Genomic DNA, 16,619 nt, shown 5'->3' on the forward strand with positions numbered 1-16,619 from the left:
TTCTCCGAGACCCAAGCTGAAGCCAAAAGACGCCAGCTTGAGTTTCCATTGATCAAGTAAGGAAGTACCTTTTCAGGTAAGGACGTACCTTTAAAGTTGCGGGCTGAAGGCTTTCCAGAATTTTTCTGGGTTTTCGATGAATGGGGTGTGGCCCATGCCTTCTAATGAAATCAGCTTTCCTTTTTTGATTTTGCTGATCACGTCTTTGGCCATCTTAGGGTAGTTGCCCATTTTCTTTTTATTCTCTTCAGGTGCCCAGGCTTTGCCGATTGCTGTTTTGTCTTTTGTTCCGATCACTAGAACTGTCGGCATTTTTAGATTTTTGAATTCATAGTACACCGGCTGAGTAAAGATCGCCTCTGATGTCAAAGCTGACGTCCATGCTAAGCGTGCGCTGTCTGGTCCATCGAACCAACCTTGCGCCGGAACTAGGTACTTATCGTATTCTGGTTTCCATTTGCCGTCGTAATAGTACTCAAGCTGATAGTTTTTAACTTTTTCAATCGAACCATTCAGCTCTTGAGCATAAAGCTGATCAACGCTTTTGTAAGTCGTCAGAGTTTTCCAGTCCTCTAAGCCCAGTGGATCGATCATGAATAGCTTCGTAACGTCATCCGGATACATTAGGGCATATCTTGTTGCGAGCATGCCTCCCATAGAGTGACCCACGAGTTGGAACTTTGTGATCTTCAGATTATCCATCAACATTTTTGAATACGATGCCAGTGCATGAAGAGAGTACTGGAACATCTCAGGTTTTGTGGATTTACCGAAACCAATTTGGTCGACCATGATCACGCGGTAGCCTTTACCGACCAAAACTTTTGCCATGTCTTCAAAATAGTAACCGGAAAAATTTTTGCCGTGGAAAAGCACGATGACTTTGTCAGAGCCCTTATCAGGAGACACATCCATATAGGCCATCTTTAAATCCTGATTTTGCGCACGGAATGAATAGAATGAAACCGGAAACGGATAATTGAACTGAGTAAGCTCCGCATCGAAGCCCTTCATCGGCTTTGCCTCAACCGGTTCAGTCTTTTTAGGTTGAGAAGCACACGCTGATAAAACAAGTAGTGAAAGCAAAAGTATTTTTCTCATAACATTTCTCCCCGAAGAAAAATGATACGAGATCAACGCCCTCACCGAAAGCATTCTTTAATTATGCCTGCTAAACACAATTGTTAAATTTCATAGGATTTCAGCGGTAATGTTTATTCAAGACGCAAGGAGGAAGGCGTACTAATAGTACGTCGACGACGCAGCAACGCAGAAGAAACGTTACCGCTCAAATCCTATCGGCAGTTGTTGAATTGTTGGAAGTAACGTTGGCAAACGGAGTACTGGCTGTTGCAGTCATTCACGTCAGCGGAGTTGTAATGAGTTGTTGGACAAACGCGAGCAGAGCTGCGAGCCACGTTGATTGTGAACTCACCGCGATTCAAAGGTTCGCGATTGTTGTCGGCGTAAACTGCATAACTGATTTTATTTTTACCCGCTGCTAGCAACGGTTTTTGGAAGATCGTGGAAATCCAAAGATTGATCCCAGATCCACTGCGGCCACGAGCGCCGTCATAGTCGTCTTCTTTTGTACGCGTTGAACCGTCTTCACGAACGTTGCGAAGTTCATAGCGAACAGCGCGAGCATCCCTAGGACCTACAAAGAAATCATATGAAACAGGATCAAGAACGACATCACGACATGTGAAAGTAGCAGCGCCACCGCCGTTGAAACCTTCGCAAGTCACAACTACTTGGCCTTCAATGGGAGTTGCTTTGAACTGATTGCCCGTAGAAAAACCCACAGTCTCTGAGGCTTGAGCCACACAGATACCGGCTACGCTTGCGCATAATAATGTGAGTATATTCTTAAACAAAGAGGCCCCTCCGCCTGCTAAAGTTGCAGTAGAGTAAGGCCCCTATTTTCTGGAATCAATAACTAGCGCGTCAAACCCTTCATAGTGTTCCACGCCTTAAGGTAGCTAAATGCTTGATATGCTTGGTAATCTTTCTTCAAGATGTTGTCGCGAGGCGACAGCTTTTCGTCTTTTTTCGACCCCACATCTTTCCACCAAGCCAAGGCGCCTTCTTCTGCACCCTTCTTAACATCCAACTTCTCAGCCGCTTTTTCTTTATCACCTTTTAAGTGACCAGCGATATCACCCTCACGAGTGGACTGTTGTTTTTGGATCGACTTAGAGAATACTTCTGGATCGATGTCTTCGATTTCCACGTCAGGATGGATACCTTCAGCTTGGATCGAAACACCACTTGGAGTGTAGTAACGAGCAACTGTTAGCTTCAGACCGGAACCGTCCCCAAGCTTAATAACCGATTGAACGGAACCTTTACCGAACGTTCTTTGGCCAACAACCAGGGCGCGTTTGTTATCTTGAAGCGCACCGGAAACGATCTCACTCGCACTAGCCGTGTACTCATTCACCAGGATAACAACCGGAACATTCGTGTATTTACCTTTTTTAGAAGCCATCGCTACTTCTTTTTCGGCTTTGTTACGACCGATAGTGCTAACGATCACGCCCTCTTTAAGGAACATATCGCTGACTTTAACCGCTTGATCCAACAAACCACCCGGATTTCTGCGAAGATCCAATAGAAGACCCGCAACATTTCCTTTGTTGTTCTTCTGATGATTTACGATCGCAGTTTCCAGATCTTTTGCCGTGTTTTCGATGAAGCTTGTAATACGCACGTAAGCAAAACCATCGCCCATGTCTGTGTATTTCACAGATTTGATTTTCACAACACCACGAGTGATTGTGATATCGCGAGGTTTTTCTTCGTTTTCACGAACTACGCGCAAAACAATCTTAGTCCCTTTTTTACCGCGCATAAATTGAGAAGCTTCAACCAAGCTCATGCCTTTTGTGCTGTTACCGTCGATTGCGATAACTTTATCACCGGCTTTAATACCGGCTTGCCATGCGGGAGCATCTTCAATCGGAGAGATGATCGTCAAAATGCCATTTTGATTTGAGATCTCGATACCAAGACCACCGAATTCGCCACTTGTCTCAGTTTCAAAATCTTTGAAAATTTCAGGCGGCATGAAATTCGTGTGAGGATCTAGCTCGCGAAGCATCCCTTTGATCGCACCGTAAACTAGTTTTTTAGTGTCTGTTTCTTCAACATAGTATTGCTGAATCAAGTTCAAAACTTTTGAGAAGTTCTGAAGATCAGCGTAACGCTCTTGAGCGAATGCACGGACTTGGAAACCCGTCTCAGCCATCACAAAAAGGACCAGAAGCAGAATGCCTCCAAGAATATAGGTTTTCCAGCGTTTGATTCTTTGCATGTGGTTAGAGTCCTTTCATCCACTGTTGCGGGTCGTACGGTTCTGAAAAATGTCTAATTTCAAAATACATTCCCGCAGGATTATCCGCGGAGGCGTCGCCAGAAGTGGCAACAACATGGGCTTGAGTAATTTCCTCACCCTCTGTCACTTTGATTTCATCGGCATGCGAATACACAGAATAATAGTGATCACCGTGATCGACAATAACTGTATTTCCGAATCCAGGAAGTTCACCAACATATGCTACTTTTCCGTCAAAAACGGATTTCACCGAACTGCCCTTTGCCGCTGAGATAAAAATACCTTTGCTTGATAGAGTGTAAGGGTGATCCTTACCTTTCATAAGTCCAAATTTTTGTGTCACAACACCAGCGAGGGGTCTAGGTAGCTCACCTTTTGAATCCAAAAATGAAGGTTTAAAAAGTGAGTCAATGACTCCAGCGTCTTCGAGATTAAATTGAGCTGATTTTTCTTTTAAATCGCTGAGCTTGTTTTCCGCGAACAGCTTGCTCTTGCGGACTCCATCCAGGATTTTACTTTTTAAAGTTTGCTCAGCTAAGAGCTTCTTTTCTTGAGCAGAGATGTTCTCTTCGACTGACTTCAAACTTTCCAGGCGTTGCGCCAACGACTTCCTTTTTGTTTGAAGGTCCTGGACGTCGTGCCTGTATCCTTTGATAAGTTCCAGATCTCTTTGGGCAACGATTCCAAGTATTTTCAGATTTCGATCCAATGACACTGAACTATCCGCGTTTAAAATAAAGCGCGCCAGCGGCTGTCCACCCAATTTATAAATCGCCTTCAAGCGCTCAGCCAATTGGGCACGTTGCGATTTAGATTTTGATTCGAGCTCGTCAACTTTATCAGTCAGACTTTTGATATTCACTTCCAACAACTCACGCTGTTGAGATAAAGATCCACGCTCAGTCACAGTTTTCTTAATTTTCTTATTAATTTGATAAAGGCCCGACAGAACTTGACGTTGCTTGCCTTCGACATTGGCAAGTTTCTGTCTTGCCGCCTCAAGATCCTTCGACAATTCATTCGCTTGCTCAACAGGAGTCGCCTCGGGCGTTGCCGCCTGAGCTACTGAAAACGCAATCGTGAATGAAAGTGCCCCAAGGGCTATCGACAGTTTCAAATCTTAAGCCCTCTGACCCGCAGCCGCGTAACCATCATTAATTCTACGGACACATAGATAAGATCCCAGCGCACCGATAACAGTTCCGCCGATGATTAAAGTCGCAACCATCCAAGGAGAGATGAAACTCATCTGCTCACCCAATCTTAGGAAGCTCAATCGTGTATTCACGATGCTTTTTCCAACAGTATATAAACCGAAACAAATTCCGATAGCCAGAGTTGAAGACATGAATCCCAACAATGCGCCCTCTTTAAGAAAAGGCTTACGAATCATTGAAGCTGTTGCACCGATCATCTCAAGTACCACGATTTCATCGCGGTGAACTTGCACCGAGGCACGGATCGCATTCGACATCACAAACAAGGAAGCACAAAGAACTACGAATCCGACAAGATTTAAGGACAGATTGATTGCAGAAACAAAAGCACCGTATTTTTCGACCCAGTCTTGTCCGTAACTTACATCATCAATGCCCGAACGACCTTTTAATTCGGCTGCAATATTTTGCAGAACCTGACTTTGAGCATCTGTGGGAATTTCTGTTTTTAGTTTCACTTGGTAGCTCGAGGGAATCATTTTTAGTAATTCCTCATCTTGACTGATATCAGGAGCATAACTAGCAAGTTGCGCACGGAAATCCGTCAGGGCTTTTTCTTGAGTAACCAAAGAATAATTGCCGATATCTTTGTGGTTCTTAAAAAACTTTTCCAGTTCATCACGGCCTTGTGCAGAGATATCCCCAGACAAATACACAGTCAGTTGAACATCTTCTCCCCAGTGAGTGAGAATATTTTTGAAGTTTTTGGACAATAGCAAAGAAGCGCTCAGAACAACAAAGCACGCTGTTGCAACAATCAAAGTCGAAAATTTCAGTGCCAGATTTTTTTGTGGAGGTTTCACTTCGTGTCCCCCACGATGATGCCTTCTCTGAGCTCAAGAGTTCTTTTATGACGACGCTTCACCATCTCGTGATCATGGGTCGCAACGAAAACAGTTGTGCCCTGCGCGCAAACTCTCTCTAGTAAATCCATGATTTCTTCGCTGAGTTTTGGATCCAAATTTCCCGTCGGCTCATCGGCAATCAACACACCCGGCTGATGCACGATCGCACGAGCAATGGCAGTGCGTTGCTGCTCACCACCTGAAACGAAATCAGGATACTGATCATGCTTGTGAGCAAGGCCTACTTGCTCTAGGACCTCGTAAACCTTGCGCTGAATTGCAGGTGTTTTATCACCGCGAATTTGCAAAGGCAGGGCCACATTTTCAAACAAAGTGCGATCCTTCAGTAACTTAAAGTCTTGGAATATCACGCCAATCTTGCGACGGAAGAAAGGAATTTGCCCATCGCGAATCTCTCCCAGATCGTATCCCGCGACCTTCACATCACCCGATGTGGCTAAATCATAAGCAGAAATCATTTTGAAGAGTGTGGATTTACCAGCTCCGCTTGGACCCGTTAAAAATACAAATTCGCCTTTGTCGATTTTCAGATCGACATTTTTTAAGGCATGAACGGGACCGGGATAAGTCTTGTAGACGTGAGAGAATTCAATCATTTCTCTATCTTATGAAAGATAGCGACCAAATTATACTCGGCTGAAGTCGAGGTTTTAGCCTTAAGGCATCCCACCCGACATCAAGGTATCAATGATTGTTGAATGCTGGCGATGAAGGGCCTGCTTAATGGCTTCAGAATGCTGACTGGAACCAGTTTGCAAAACTTTGTCGTGCGGTGTTTTTATGGTTTTTAGCACAGCGCCATTACAAAAAATCCTGCTCACCAAGAACGGGTTCGCCATGCCCCAATCTTCCGTTTGAACGTGATATTTTTGTCCGCGTACTGTGATATCTGAATTAAAACCTTTTTGCATTCGCACAAACCTCGAACTTCAATTTAGCAAAATTTCTCTCTGATCTCATCAATTTTTTCTACGCGTGGTGTTTTGACTCTTCAGGCAAGAACAATACTTAATGTCTACGGAGGTAACTAATTATGAAGTTCGTTTCAATTCTATTTGTTCCAGTTGTTGTTCTTATGTCGATAGTCGCAAATGCTCAAGTGACTGCACCTGCACCGATCGACCCTCCACCACCTTTTGCCGGCGAGGCTGAAGCTGGTGCAATTATGGTAACTGGCAATTCTAATTCTGAAAACTACGCGGCCAAAGCTAAAGCTTCCTACAAGCAAGAAAAGAATATCTACAGCTTGAGCGGCCAATATATTCGCACTGAAGCGAATGATGTTGAAAGCACTCGTAACTGGAATGCAGGCGTTCGTTATGATCGCGAATTGACAGATTATTTGGGTGTGTTTGCCAGTCAAAAAATTGAAAGTGACGTGTACGCGGGTTACGTACAACGTGATTCCACTGACTTGGGTTTAAAATACTGGCTGACGAAAGCTGACAGCTTTAACTGGTCTGTAGAGGCCGGTTATCGTTACTCAAAAATGCAAGACGTGGGAATTGGGACTTCTTACGATCAAATGGTCAGACTTTACACTGAAGTTAATAAGTCATTCGGCAAAGAATTATCATTCAAATACTGGATTGAGTATCTTCCGAATATGACTAATCCAGATAACTACTTGGTGAATACTGAGGCATCCATCAATGTTATGTTAAATTCCATCTTCTCATTGAAGCTAGCTTACTTGCTACAATATCAAAACGAACCTCCTCCAGCAGGAGAGTACGACACAACGACAACAACTTTGAATCTTGTCGCGAAATTCTAAGAAAGGATTTTGGTTATGGTGAAGGAATTTAAAGCCTTTTTAATGAGAGGCAACGTTTTGGATCTGGCAGTCGGTATCATCATCGGCGCTGCATTCACTAAAATCGTTGGCTCTTTTGTAAGTGACGTTTTGATGCCCGTGTTGAGTTTGGGAATGGGGAAAATTGATTTCTCGAATCAGTTTATCGCCTTGAACGGTCAATCTTATGCGAACTTAGCTGCGGCAAAAGCTGCTGGTGCTGCAACATTGAACTTCGGCCTTTTCCTGAATGCAGTTATTGATTTCGTGATCGTTGCCTTTGCGATTTTCATGATCGTTAAAGCAGCAAATCACTTCAAACAAAAAGAAGAAGCGACTGCGTCCACCAAACCATGCCCTGAATGCTTGACGACGATTCCACTTGCGGCTCGTAAGTGTTCCGCATGCGGAAGTTTGCAAGCAGGTTCATCAATTAATGGAAAAGCTCCCTCGATGAACGTCTAGTGTTTCACATTGAGACGTTCAATTTCCCCCGAAAGTGACGATAATTGGTACTGCAATTGCACCAATTAGTAGCATCAAGGGGGAAATGAAATGGATAGAATTTCACAGAATACGACAAAGACAGCTGTAAATATCTTTTTCACCCTCGTATTTTCAATGACATCTGTCGCTTTGGCACAGAACAGCTCTTCGAATTCCAATTCAAATTCGAATAACAATAATAATAGCAGCAGTGGTGGCGGTTACTATGACCCTCGCTATGCTTGTAAGCAATACCGCGACGACCTTCGCGAAGCCCAAGACGATCTTAATAAACTTTGTAAAGATGGCGGCGTAGGCCGTAACTGTGTTGAACGCGTTGATTCGTGCGCTAGCGATGCTGGTGGCGACGGTAGTCTGAATCTTTACTCCACAGCTGCAATGGCGGCCGGCGGTTCAAGTTCTACGATGGGCAATATGTTAGGTATTATGGGGCAGTCCAATGCTGCCAGCAGCTCATGCCCACAGTATTCATTCCAAGATTACTTTACTAAAAAAGACAAATACACAGATGACCTAGACGACACTTCAGAAAAACTTTTGAATATTGCTGACGAACAAACCAAAGCTCAAGAAGACTTCAATAAAGAGATCACAGATCTACAAAAGGATCTCAATGAAGCCCAAAAGGAGCTTGAAGACAAGAACATGAATATCGACGAAGAAAAACGTCAGCAAATTTCTGATTTCCAAAAAGCACAGAATGAAGCTAAAGAAAGTTTGCGCCAACAAGGCACTGACTTGCTCAAGAGCCGTGGCGCACTTATCACGTCTCAACGCGATAAAGCTTTAAGACTTATTGCGATGACCGATGCCTCTGGAAAACGCGCTTGTATGAAAACAGTCCGCGAAATGCAAAAGGACTATCAAGGCACTCTTTCTGGACTAAGCTCAAATACGATGATCGCGAAAGCTAAACGCCAAGAAGCAGACCTCATTGCTGCTTGGAATGACTGTATGTCGTCGTTTGACCAGCAACGCACGGCCTTGCTTGAATCTAAAAAGCAAGAAGAAGACCTTATCAACAAACAAATCCAAGATACTCAAGAGTCTATGGCTCAAACCCAAGACACTTTGGATTTGGCTCAATCACAATTAACAGAAATGCAGACCGCTTCTGACACTAAAAAGAGCCAAGCCCAACAGAACTTGGTAAAAACAATGCAAAGTATCCAAAGTCAGATGACGGCGGCAAAACAAAAACTTGAAAGTACTTTGAAGTCACTGGCTTCCAAGCAAGATTCATATAACCAAAAGATCAATCGTCTAAATACTTCGATCAGTTCCCTTGGCGTGGCTCCACCTTCAGGTGCGACTACGACTCCTTCGGCGATCTCAGATGAGATTAACTCAAAAAATGAGCAGATCATCGAGATCCAAAGTTATGTGGATGAGACTTGTGGAACTGGTACTCAGAAAAAAGGTTCTGGTTCTCAAAGAGGCGCATCATAAACTGACCTCGCCTTCGGGCTAGTATCCCTAGACCCTCACCTTTCCCACTGCTAGAATGGGGCTTCGTTAAAGGAGCCCCAAAACGTGTTAAAAAAAATCATCCTGGCATTCGTCGCTTTGTGTGTTCTTGGTGTCGTCGGTGCCGTACTCGCGTATCAATCCGTTAAATCAAGTCTTCCGCAACTTATCACTATCGAAGACTACAAACCGGAACTTGTAAGCCAAGTTTACGATCGCAACGGCAAGAAAATTGGGGAGTTCTTCCGCAAGCGTCGTACGTTGGTTCCTTACGAAAAAATTCCAAAAGATCTGGTTCATGCCTTTTTAGCAGCGGAAGACGATCAATTCTTCCAGCATAAAGGTATCAATCCACAAGCTATCTTCCGTGCAGCTCTCGCAAATTTACGCGCAGGTCGCTCCGTACAAGGTGGATCGACAATCACTCAGCAGGTTGCAAAAACGATGATGCTTTCGTCAGAAAAAACTCTGACACGTAAACTTCGCGACATCATGCTTGCGATTGAAATGGAAAAAAATCTTAAGAAAGAAGACATCCTTTTCCTTTACTTGAATCAAATTTACTTTGGTGAGGGCGCTTACGGTGTTGAACAAGCGGCTCAAGCTTACTACCGTAAACCTGTCGCAAAATTAACTCTTTCTGAAATGGCGATCCTTGCGGGTCTGCCACAAGCCCCAAGTGCTTACAGCCCGGTTCGCAATCCAACTCGCGCTAAAGAAAGACAAGTCTACGTTTTGCGCCGTATGGCTGACGTTGGATTCATCACGAAAGAACAAGCCGAAAAAGCAATCCAAGAGCCTGTTAAAGTTTATGTTCGCGAAAACTACGAAGAATATGCTCCATTCTTCTTAGAAACTATTCGCCAAATGCTAGTCGCTCAATTGGGCGAAAACATGGTTTTGGATAAAGGCCTTCGTATCCACACCAGCCTTGATCTGCAAAAACAATTGTCTGCTCAAGAATCTGTTATGACGGGTCTAAAAGGATTGGATAAGCGTCAAGGTTACCGCGGTCCCATCAAAAACATCTCTGGTGAAGCTGATATCGAAACCTTCATCAAAGAAACTAGAACAAAACTTATCGGTGACTCTACTCCCGAGCGTATTATTCAACCCGATGGTAAGTTCGCAGACCTAGTTCCTAAGTTGGATGAACAAGCCGCTAAAGAGCATCCACTCCTGCCAACTTACATCAAAATCAAAGACACTGTTCAAGGCGTTGTTGAAAACATCGATGATGCTGCTGGTTTAGTGTACGTGCGCATCGCTGATTCCCAAGGGTTGATCGACTTCGATACGATGACTTGGGCCAGAAAGCCTGACACTGAAAAACGTTATGATTTGAACACAATCAAAAAACCGTCTGATGCCTTAAAAATTGGTGACGTAATCTTAGTCAAAGTAACTGGAGACAAGTTCTCCCCTTCACGCACAATCACTCCAAAAAAAGGGGCTCCTCCACTGAAGCTTCCTGATTTCAACAAGTATGTTGATTTGGAACTTGATCAAGAGCCACTGGTAGAGGGCGCTTTGCTTTCATTTGACCAAGACTCTCAAGATGTCCTGGCAATGGTGGGCGGAACAAACTTTGCGAAAAGTGAATTTAACCGCGCAATCCAAGCTCCACGTCAAACCGGCTCATCTTTTAAATCTATCGTTTACGCTTCTGCATTGGATAAGGGATTCAACCCTGCCACTCCAATCATGGATGCGCCGTTAGTTTATGAAGGTTCAACTGGTGATGAAGAAGGCCAAGGCGACACCAAAGACTCAAAAGTTTGGAAGCCCGCAAATCACTCGAAAAGTTTCGGTGGTGATATCATTGTTAGAAATGCCCTTTCACAATCGCTGAATATCCCCGCAGTTAAAGTCATCGAAGATGTAACAGTTCCATGGGCTACTGAGTACTCAAGACGCTTGGGTATCTTCAGTCCTCTGAATCCTGACTTCACGTTGGTACTTGGTTCTTCGAGTGTGACTTTGTATGAAATGACTAAGGCCTTTTCGGAATTGGGCCGTTTAGGTAAACGCACTCGCCCAATGATGATCCACAAAGTGACTGATGCCGAAGGTAAAACAATTCTTGAGAATGTTTCATTGGACACTCGTTTTGCTAAAGAAATGAAGCCTTACGAAGACGATTTTGAAAACAGAAGAAAAGAATACCTTCAAATCGTTTCAGACCCAGCAAAGCTTGAAGAGTTCAAAAAGAAAGAGCCAAAAAAGGCTGCTTTAGCAGAAAACATTTTCTTCCAAGATGCAGATCAGTTAATCAAACCAACAACGGCATTTGTGATGACTTCTTTGCTTCGCGGAGTTGTTGAAGACAAACTTGGAACAGGTGCAAGAGCTCGTGCTTTGGGTCGTGAAACAGCTGGTAAAACAGGAACGACGAACAATTACTATGACGCGTGGTTCATTGGTTACACTCCACAGATCGCAACTGGTGTGTGGGTGGGTTTTGACAAAGAAAAGAGTCTAGGTAAAGGCGAAGTGGGTGGCCGCTCCGCATTGCCAATCTGGGTAGATTACATGAAAGCTGCCCACGAAGGACTTCCTCAAGTGACTTTCCCAGTTCCAGATGGTATCGTTTTTGCGAATATCGATGCCGAAACTGGCAAGCTTGCAAATGCTTCTACTAAGAATATTTTGCGCCAGGCTTTCGCTGAAGGAACTGAACCAACTGCTGCCTCTAGTAAGCAAGAAGAAGCGACAGACTTTTACAAACAGGATTTGTCTGAGTGAAGGATATCCACCTCTGGGGTGTGAAACAGAACAATCTTAAAAACATCGAGGTCAAGATCCCGGTCGGTAAAATGACTGTGATCTGCGGCCCGAGTGGTTCAGGGAAATCCTCTCTGGCATTTGAGACTCTTTTTGCCGAAGGCCAACGCCGTTTCATCGAGAGCATGTCCAACTATGCTCGTCAGTTCCTGAATAAAGCTCCTAAGCCTGATATTGAAGGCATCAGCAATATTCCACCGGCTATTTCGATTGAACAAAAAAATACTGTTAAAAGTTCGCGCTCAACTGTTGGCACAACAACTGAGATCATCGATTACCTTCGCTTGTTGTACGAAAAAATCGGTACATCTTACTGTCCTACTCATCACTGCCCGACTGAAAAAGAAAGCGTGACGGAAGCGACAGATAAAGTAATCAAAGAATTCACAGGAAAACGTGGATATCTTCTGGTTGAAATCTCTGAAAACGGTCGCGTGGCTCAAGCCAAAAAATTGCACTCGCTTCTTTTGCAAGATGGTTATCTGCGTATTTATATTCCCAAAGTAGCTCCCTCGGTAAAACCTGTCGCAACTAAAAAAACGACGGTTAAGAAAACCAAAACAAAAGGCGCTACGAAAAAAGTGGTTGAAGAGGCCATCAGTATTCCGGTTATTCCTTCTTCGTTAACCAACGAAGAAATGGGTACCGTTGTTGAAATTGGTGATCCAGCAGCTATTAAAAAGGGTCTTCCTAAGGAAACCTTTTATTTGATCATTGACCGTATGAGCTTCAATGAAGACGAACGCGGTCGTATCGCAGACTCTTTGACTCAAGCTTACGAAGCCAGCATTAAGTACAACTCAAACTTGATCTCTCGCAAAGCAACAATCCTCACAACTGAAGGCCAACGCCTGCAGGTCAGTGAAGAGTCTTCTTGTCCAATTTGCGGTTACACTCCACCGCCGCTGACTTCTCGTTTGTTCAGCTTTAACTCTCCGATTGGCGCCTGCCCGACATGTAAAGGTTTTGGAAATATTTTGGATATCGATGAAGCCAAAGTAATTCCAAACCCTGCTATGAGTTTAGCGCAAGGTGCTTTAAGCCCTTTCTGGATGCCAAGTGCGGCTCACGAAAAAAAGCAACTTCTTGCCTACTGTAAGAAAGCTAAAATCGACATCCACACTCCATGGCAAGATCTTCCCAAAGAACATCGCAATGTGATTTGGAACGGGAATGATGATTTCTTTGGTGTTCGCGGTTTGTTTGAATACCTCGATCAAATCAAATACAAAATGCACGTTCGCGTGTTCATTGCTCGTTTCCGCAGCCCATTCTTGTGCCCTTCTTGTAAAGGCGCGAGACTTCGCGAAGAAGCCAATCACGTTTTAGTCGGCAGTGCGAATATCAATGAGCTGTCCTCGATGATTATTGAAGACCTTTGTGAATTCTTTAAAAAGATCGAGCTTTCTCCGCATCAAGTAGAAGTCGCTGGCGAAGTTTTAAAACAAATTCGCTCACGCCTTGAATTCTTGATTCGCGTTGGTGTTCATTATCTTTCATTGAATCGCGAAACCAGAACTTTATCTGGCGGCGAATACCAACGTTTGATTTTGGCAAATCAGTTGGGCATGGGTTTATCACAGGCACTTTATGTTTTGGATGAACCAACTGTGGGTCTGCATCCACGTGACAATGATCGTTTGATTTCAATCCTTAAAGATCTTAAGGAACTTGGAAATACACTTGTTATCGTTGAGCATGATCACGACGTGATCAAAGCCAGCGAAAATATTATCGAGATGGGTCCTGGATCTGGATATCTTGGTGGAGAAGTCGTTTATTCCGGCGCCACCAAGGCATTCTATGACTATGAGAAGTCCAATACCGTTCCTTATCTGAAGGATAACAAGCACTCGGCAAATCTTCGCACGATTCGCCCCGTAGACGTCGATACTTACAAAGTAAAAATCGAACTTAAAGGCGCTAAAGGCCACAACCTGAAAAATCTAGATGTGGTCTTCCCTTTGAATCGTCTGGTGACTGTTACGGGTGTCAGTGGTTCTGGTAAATCAACGTTGATTTCAAAAACTCTGTACCCTGCTCTCGCTCGCGCTTTGGATCTGGAATATCTTCCAGCTCAAGAATACGCGGGTATTGAAGGTGTTGATCATATCAAGAATGTTCTTTTGATCGATCAATCTCCGATTGGTAAGTCAGCGCGCAGTTCGCCAATCACTTATCTAAAAGCTTTTGATGCCATTCGTACGATCATGGCAAGCACTCCGGAAGCGCAGTCTCGCGGCTACACTCCAGGAACATTCAGCTTGAACGTTGATGGCGGTCGCTGCCCAGCCTGTAAAGGCACGGGTTACGAAGAAATCGACATGATGTTCATGGATAACGTGGTTATTCCATGTGACGTCTGCGACGGTAAAAAATATCGTAACGAGATCCTCGAGATTCAATACAAAAACAAAAATGTTTCTGAAATTCTGGCTATGACTGTTAGCGAGGCGATGAATTTCTTTGTCGCTCACCCGAACATTCGTAAGCCTCTTTCTGTCCTTAAAGAAGTGGGCCTTGATTACCTGCAATTAGGTCAACCTGCGAACTCCCTGAGTGGTGGTGAGTCTCAGCGTCTAAAAATCGCTAAAGAGCTCTCTCAGGTCCAACAGAAGGCCACCCTGTATATTTTGGACGAACCTACGACAGGGCTACACTTCCGTGAGGTCGATTTACTCATGAAAGTGCTAAATAAGCTCATTGAAACAGGCGGCAGCGTCGTCGTGGTAGAGCATAACTTAGATGTGATCCGTGGCTCCGATTATGTTATTGACCTCGGCCCTGAAGCGGGTAAAAAAGGCGGTAATATAGTTGCACAAGGCTCCCCTGATGACATTATGAAGGTCAAAAAGAGCCTGACTGGCCAATACTTAAAACGCTATATCGACGGGAATGCATAAACCCGCGAGACGGAAGTTGAATGCTACCAGAGATTAAGAAGTTAGTTGCTGAACTTAAACCCCACAAAAAAAGAATCACTGTTGTTGCGATTACGGGCATCTTGAATGCATCTGCGACGGCTTACTTGGCGTTCTTAACTAAGGTTTTGTTCGATGCTCTTTCTTCCGGCAATCATGATGGCCTTAAAAAACAAGTTCCTATCGTTATTGGACTTGGCCTAATTCAAGCAGTTGCTCGCTACTATCACATCTACAATATGAACTTTGTCGCTGAAAGCGTTGTCGCAAAAGTTCGCGAAAAGTTGCAGTTCAAGTTCATGCGCTTGAATCTTTCTTTCCATAACAATTATGCCGCGGGATCTGGCGGTCTTATCAGCCGTATCTTAAACGATATCAAAACTATCCAAGATGGTTTGCGTGTTGTTGCCGATATTTTCCTGTATCCGCTATTGTTGGTGGGTCTTATCACCAACTTGATCATCATTGATTGGAAGCTCACTCTAGCCGTAACCGTAATGGCACCGATCATCGGCATGGTTCTAAAGTCTATCGCTCGCAGTATGCGTAAGTACATTCCTCGTGAACGTGAAGTCATGGAATACATGACCTCCACCATCAAAGAGAGCTTGGACGGCGTACGTATTATCCAATCATTCAATCTTGAAAAAGATATGAGTAAACGCCTCGAGGACGAATCCAATCGTTACTTGGATATTCGTAAAACCGTTTACAAACGCCAAGAAGCAGCCGGCCCAACAACTGAGTTCATCGCAACGGCCATCGTTCCTTTGATCCTTTTGTACAACAGCTATGAAATTGCGGCTGGTCGCGGAACTGCCGGTAACTTTATTGGTTTCATCACGTCTCTTTTGATGGTGAATGCGCCTATCAAAAAAATCCAAGAGGCATACGTACGTATTCAAGAGGTTATCATCTCAATTCGTCGTATCTTTGAAATCATCGACAATCCATCCGAAGTGCCTGAGGTTGCAAATCCAGTTCCTTTCCCTAAAGACTGGAAGACGATCACATACAAAGACGTTTGCTTCTCATACGGCAAGGATATGATCCTTAAGAATGTAAATCTCGAGATCAAACGCGGTGAAGTTGTAGCTATGGTTGGCGCCAGCGGCAGCGGTAAATCCACAATCGTAAATTTGCTTGAAAGATTCTTTGATGCCACTTCTGGTGAAATCCTAGTAGACGGCGTGAACATCCAACACTTTGGATTAAAAGAGCTTCGCAGAAACGTGGCTCTCGTAACTCAAGATGTGTTTTTGTTCAGCGATACCATCGAAAAAAATATCTGGGCCGGGGACTACAACCGCGATCGCAATGATATCCAAACGATGGCTAAGCTTGCGAACGCGCACGACTTCATCATGAAGATGCCTCATGGCTACCAAAGCCGTGTGGGTGATCGTGGTAATCTTTTATCTGGTGGTGAAAAACAACGTATCAGCATTGCGCGTGCGATGTTTAAAGATGCTCCGGTATTGATTCTGGATGAGGCAACAAGCGCACTAGATACAGCCAGCGAAATTGAAGTTCAAAAAGGTTTGGATCATCTGATGGAAGGCCGCACAGCCCTTGTGGTTGCTCACCGTCTTTCGACGATCCAAAAGGCAGATAAGATCGTGGTCATGAAGCAAGGCCAAATCGTTGAGATCGGCACTCACGCAAGCTTGCTTTCCCTTAAGGGCGAGTACCACAACTTCCATAACCTGCAGCACTCCTAGTCTT

General features: G+C 44.2%; 13 protein-coding genes. 6 read left to right on the forward strand and 7 right to left on the reverse strand.

Annotated features, from left to right (window positions below; genetic code table 11):
• Positions 1 to 90 precede the first annotated feature (90 nt).
• From ACLVWP_RS18080 to ACLVWP_RS18110, 7 genes are all read right to left on the reverse strand, one after another.
• Complete coding sequence (locus tag ACLVWP_RS18080) at positions 91 to 1,101, reverse strand: alpha/beta fold hydrolase (RefSeq protein ID WP_413559059.1); 1,011 nt, start codon at positions 1,099 to 1,101, stop codon at positions 91 to 93.
• A 194-nt stretch (positions 1,102 to 1,295) separates the two neighbouring features.
• A complete protein-coding gene (locus ACLVWP_RS18085; protein ID WP_413559060.1) occupies positions 1,296 to 1,877 on the reverse strand; it encodes a hypothetical protein in 582 nt (193 codons plus the stop codon).
• Positions 1,878 to 1,939: 62 nt separating this feature from the next.
• A complete protein-coding gene (locus ACLVWP_RS18090) occupies positions 1,940 to 3,316 on the reverse strand; it encodes a S41 family peptidase (protein WP_413559061.1) in 1,377 nt (458 codons plus the stop codon).
• A 4-nt stretch (positions 3,317 to 3,320) separates the two neighbouring features.
• Positions 3,321 to 4,454, reverse strand: a complete 1,134-nt coding sequence (locus ACLVWP_RS18095) for a murein hydrolase activator EnvC family protein (RefSeq protein WP_413559062.1) — start codon at positions 4,452 to 4,454, stop codon at positions 3,321 to 3,323.
• A 3-nt stretch (positions 4,455 to 4,457) separates the two neighbouring features.
• Entirely contained in the window at positions 4,458 to 5,357 is a 900-nt protein-coding gene (locus ACLVWP_RS18100) for a cell division protein FtsX (protein ID WP_413559063.1), read from the reverse strand.
• Positions 5,354 to 6,016 carry a cell division ATP-binding protein FtsE gene (gene ftsE, locus ACLVWP_RS18105; RefSeq protein ID WP_413559064.1) on the reverse strand — a complete coding sequence of 221 codons (663 nt, stop codon included), beginning with the start codon at positions 6,014 to 6,016 and terminating at the stop codon, positions 5,354 to 5,356. The genes ACLVWP_RS18100 and ftsE overlap by 4 nt, the downstream gene beginning before the upstream one ends.
• Before the next feature lie 60 nt (positions 6,017 to 6,076).
• The gene (locus ACLVWP_RS18110; protein ID WP_413559065.1) at positions 6,077 to 6,331 is read right to left on the reverse strand and encodes a hypothetical protein; all 255 of its coding nucleotides are present in this window, start codon (positions 6,329 to 6,331) and stop codon (positions 6,077 to 6,079) included.
• Positions 6,332 to 6,453: 122 nt separating this feature from the next.
• On the opposite strand from ACLVWP_RS18110, the gene ACLVWP_RS18115 reads away from it, so the two are divergent.
• From ACLVWP_RS18115 to ACLVWP_RS18140, 6 genes are all read left to right on the forward strand, one after another.
• A complete protein-coding gene (locus ACLVWP_RS18115) occupies positions 6,454 to 7,197 on the forward strand; it encodes a YdiY family protein (protein ID WP_413559066.1) in 744 nt (247 codons plus the stop codon).
• Between the two features lie 15 nt (positions 7,198 to 7,212).
• Entirely contained in the window at positions 7,213 to 7,680 is a 468-nt protein-coding gene (mscL, locus tag ACLVWP_RS18120; RefSeq protein ID WP_413559067.1) for a large conductance mechanosensitive channel protein MscL, read from the forward strand.
• A gap of 90 nt (positions 7,681 to 7,770) precedes the next feature.
• Complete coding sequence (locus ACLVWP_RS18125) at positions 7,771 to 9,171, forward strand: hypothetical protein (protein WP_413559068.1); 1,401 nt, start codon at positions 7,771 to 7,773, stop codon at positions 9,169 to 9,171.
• A gap of 84 nt (positions 9,172 to 9,255) precedes the next feature.
• Positions 9,256 to 11,934 carry a penicillin-binding protein 1A gene (locus ACLVWP_RS18130; protein ID WP_413559069.1) on the forward strand — a complete coding sequence of 893 codons (2,679 nt, stop codon included), beginning with the start codon at positions 9,256 to 9,258 and terminating at the stop codon, positions 11,932 to 11,934.
• 20 nt (positions 11,935 to 11,954) lie between these two features.
• Entirely contained in the window at positions 11,955 to 14,876 is a 2,922-nt protein-coding gene (gene uvrA / locus ACLVWP_RS18135) for an excinuclease ABC subunit UvrA (RefSeq protein WP_413559070.1), read from the forward strand.
• Between the two features lie 20 nt (positions 14,877 to 14,896).
• The gene (locus tag ACLVWP_RS18140) at positions 14,897 to 16,615 is read left to right on the forward strand and encodes an ABC transporter ATP-binding protein (RefSeq protein ID WP_413559071.1); all 1,719 of its coding nucleotides are present in this window, start codon (positions 14,897 to 14,899) and stop codon (positions 16,613 to 16,615) included.
• The last annotated feature ends 4 nt before the right edge of the window (positions 16,616 to 16,619 follow it).

Origin of the sequence: Bdellovibrio sp. HCB209, assembly GCF_047306065.1 — a bacterium.
GTDB lineage: Bacteria > Bdellovibrionota > Bdellovibrionia > Bdellovibrionales > Bdellovibrionaceae > Bdellovibrio.

Coding starts and splice junctions, on each gene's coding strand:
- ACLVWP_RS18080 (WP_413559059.1), bottom strand. CDS start 1,101: ATGAGAAAAATACTTTTGCTTTCACTACTTGTTTTATCAGCGTGTGCT.
- ACLVWP_RS18090 (WP_413559061.1), bottom strand. CDS start 3,316: ATGCAAAGAATCAAACGCTGGAAAACCTATATTCTTGGAGGCATTCTG.
- ftsE (WP_413559064.1), bottom strand. CDS start 6,016: ATGATTGAATTCTCTCACGTCTACAAGACTTATCCCGGTCCCGTTCAT.
- ACLVWP_RS18110 (WP_413559065.1), bottom strand. CDS start 6,331: ATGCAAAAAGGTTTTAATTCAGATATCACAGTACGCGGACAAAAATAT.
- ACLVWP_RS18115 (WP_413559066.1), top strand. CDS start 6,454: ATGAAGTTCGTTTCAATTCTATTTGTTCCAGTTGTTGTTCTTATGTCG.
- mscL (WP_413559067.1), top strand. CDS start 7,213: ATGGTGAAGGAATTTAAAGCCTTTTTAATGAGAGGCAACGTTTTGGAT.
- ACLVWP_RS18125 (WP_413559068.1), top strand. CDS start 7,771: ATGGATAGAATTTCACAGAATACGACAAAGACAGCTGTAAATATCTTT.
- ACLVWP_RS18140 (WP_413559071.1), top strand. CDS start 14,897: ATGCTACCAGAGATTAAGAAGTTAGTTGCTGAACTTAAACCCCACAAA.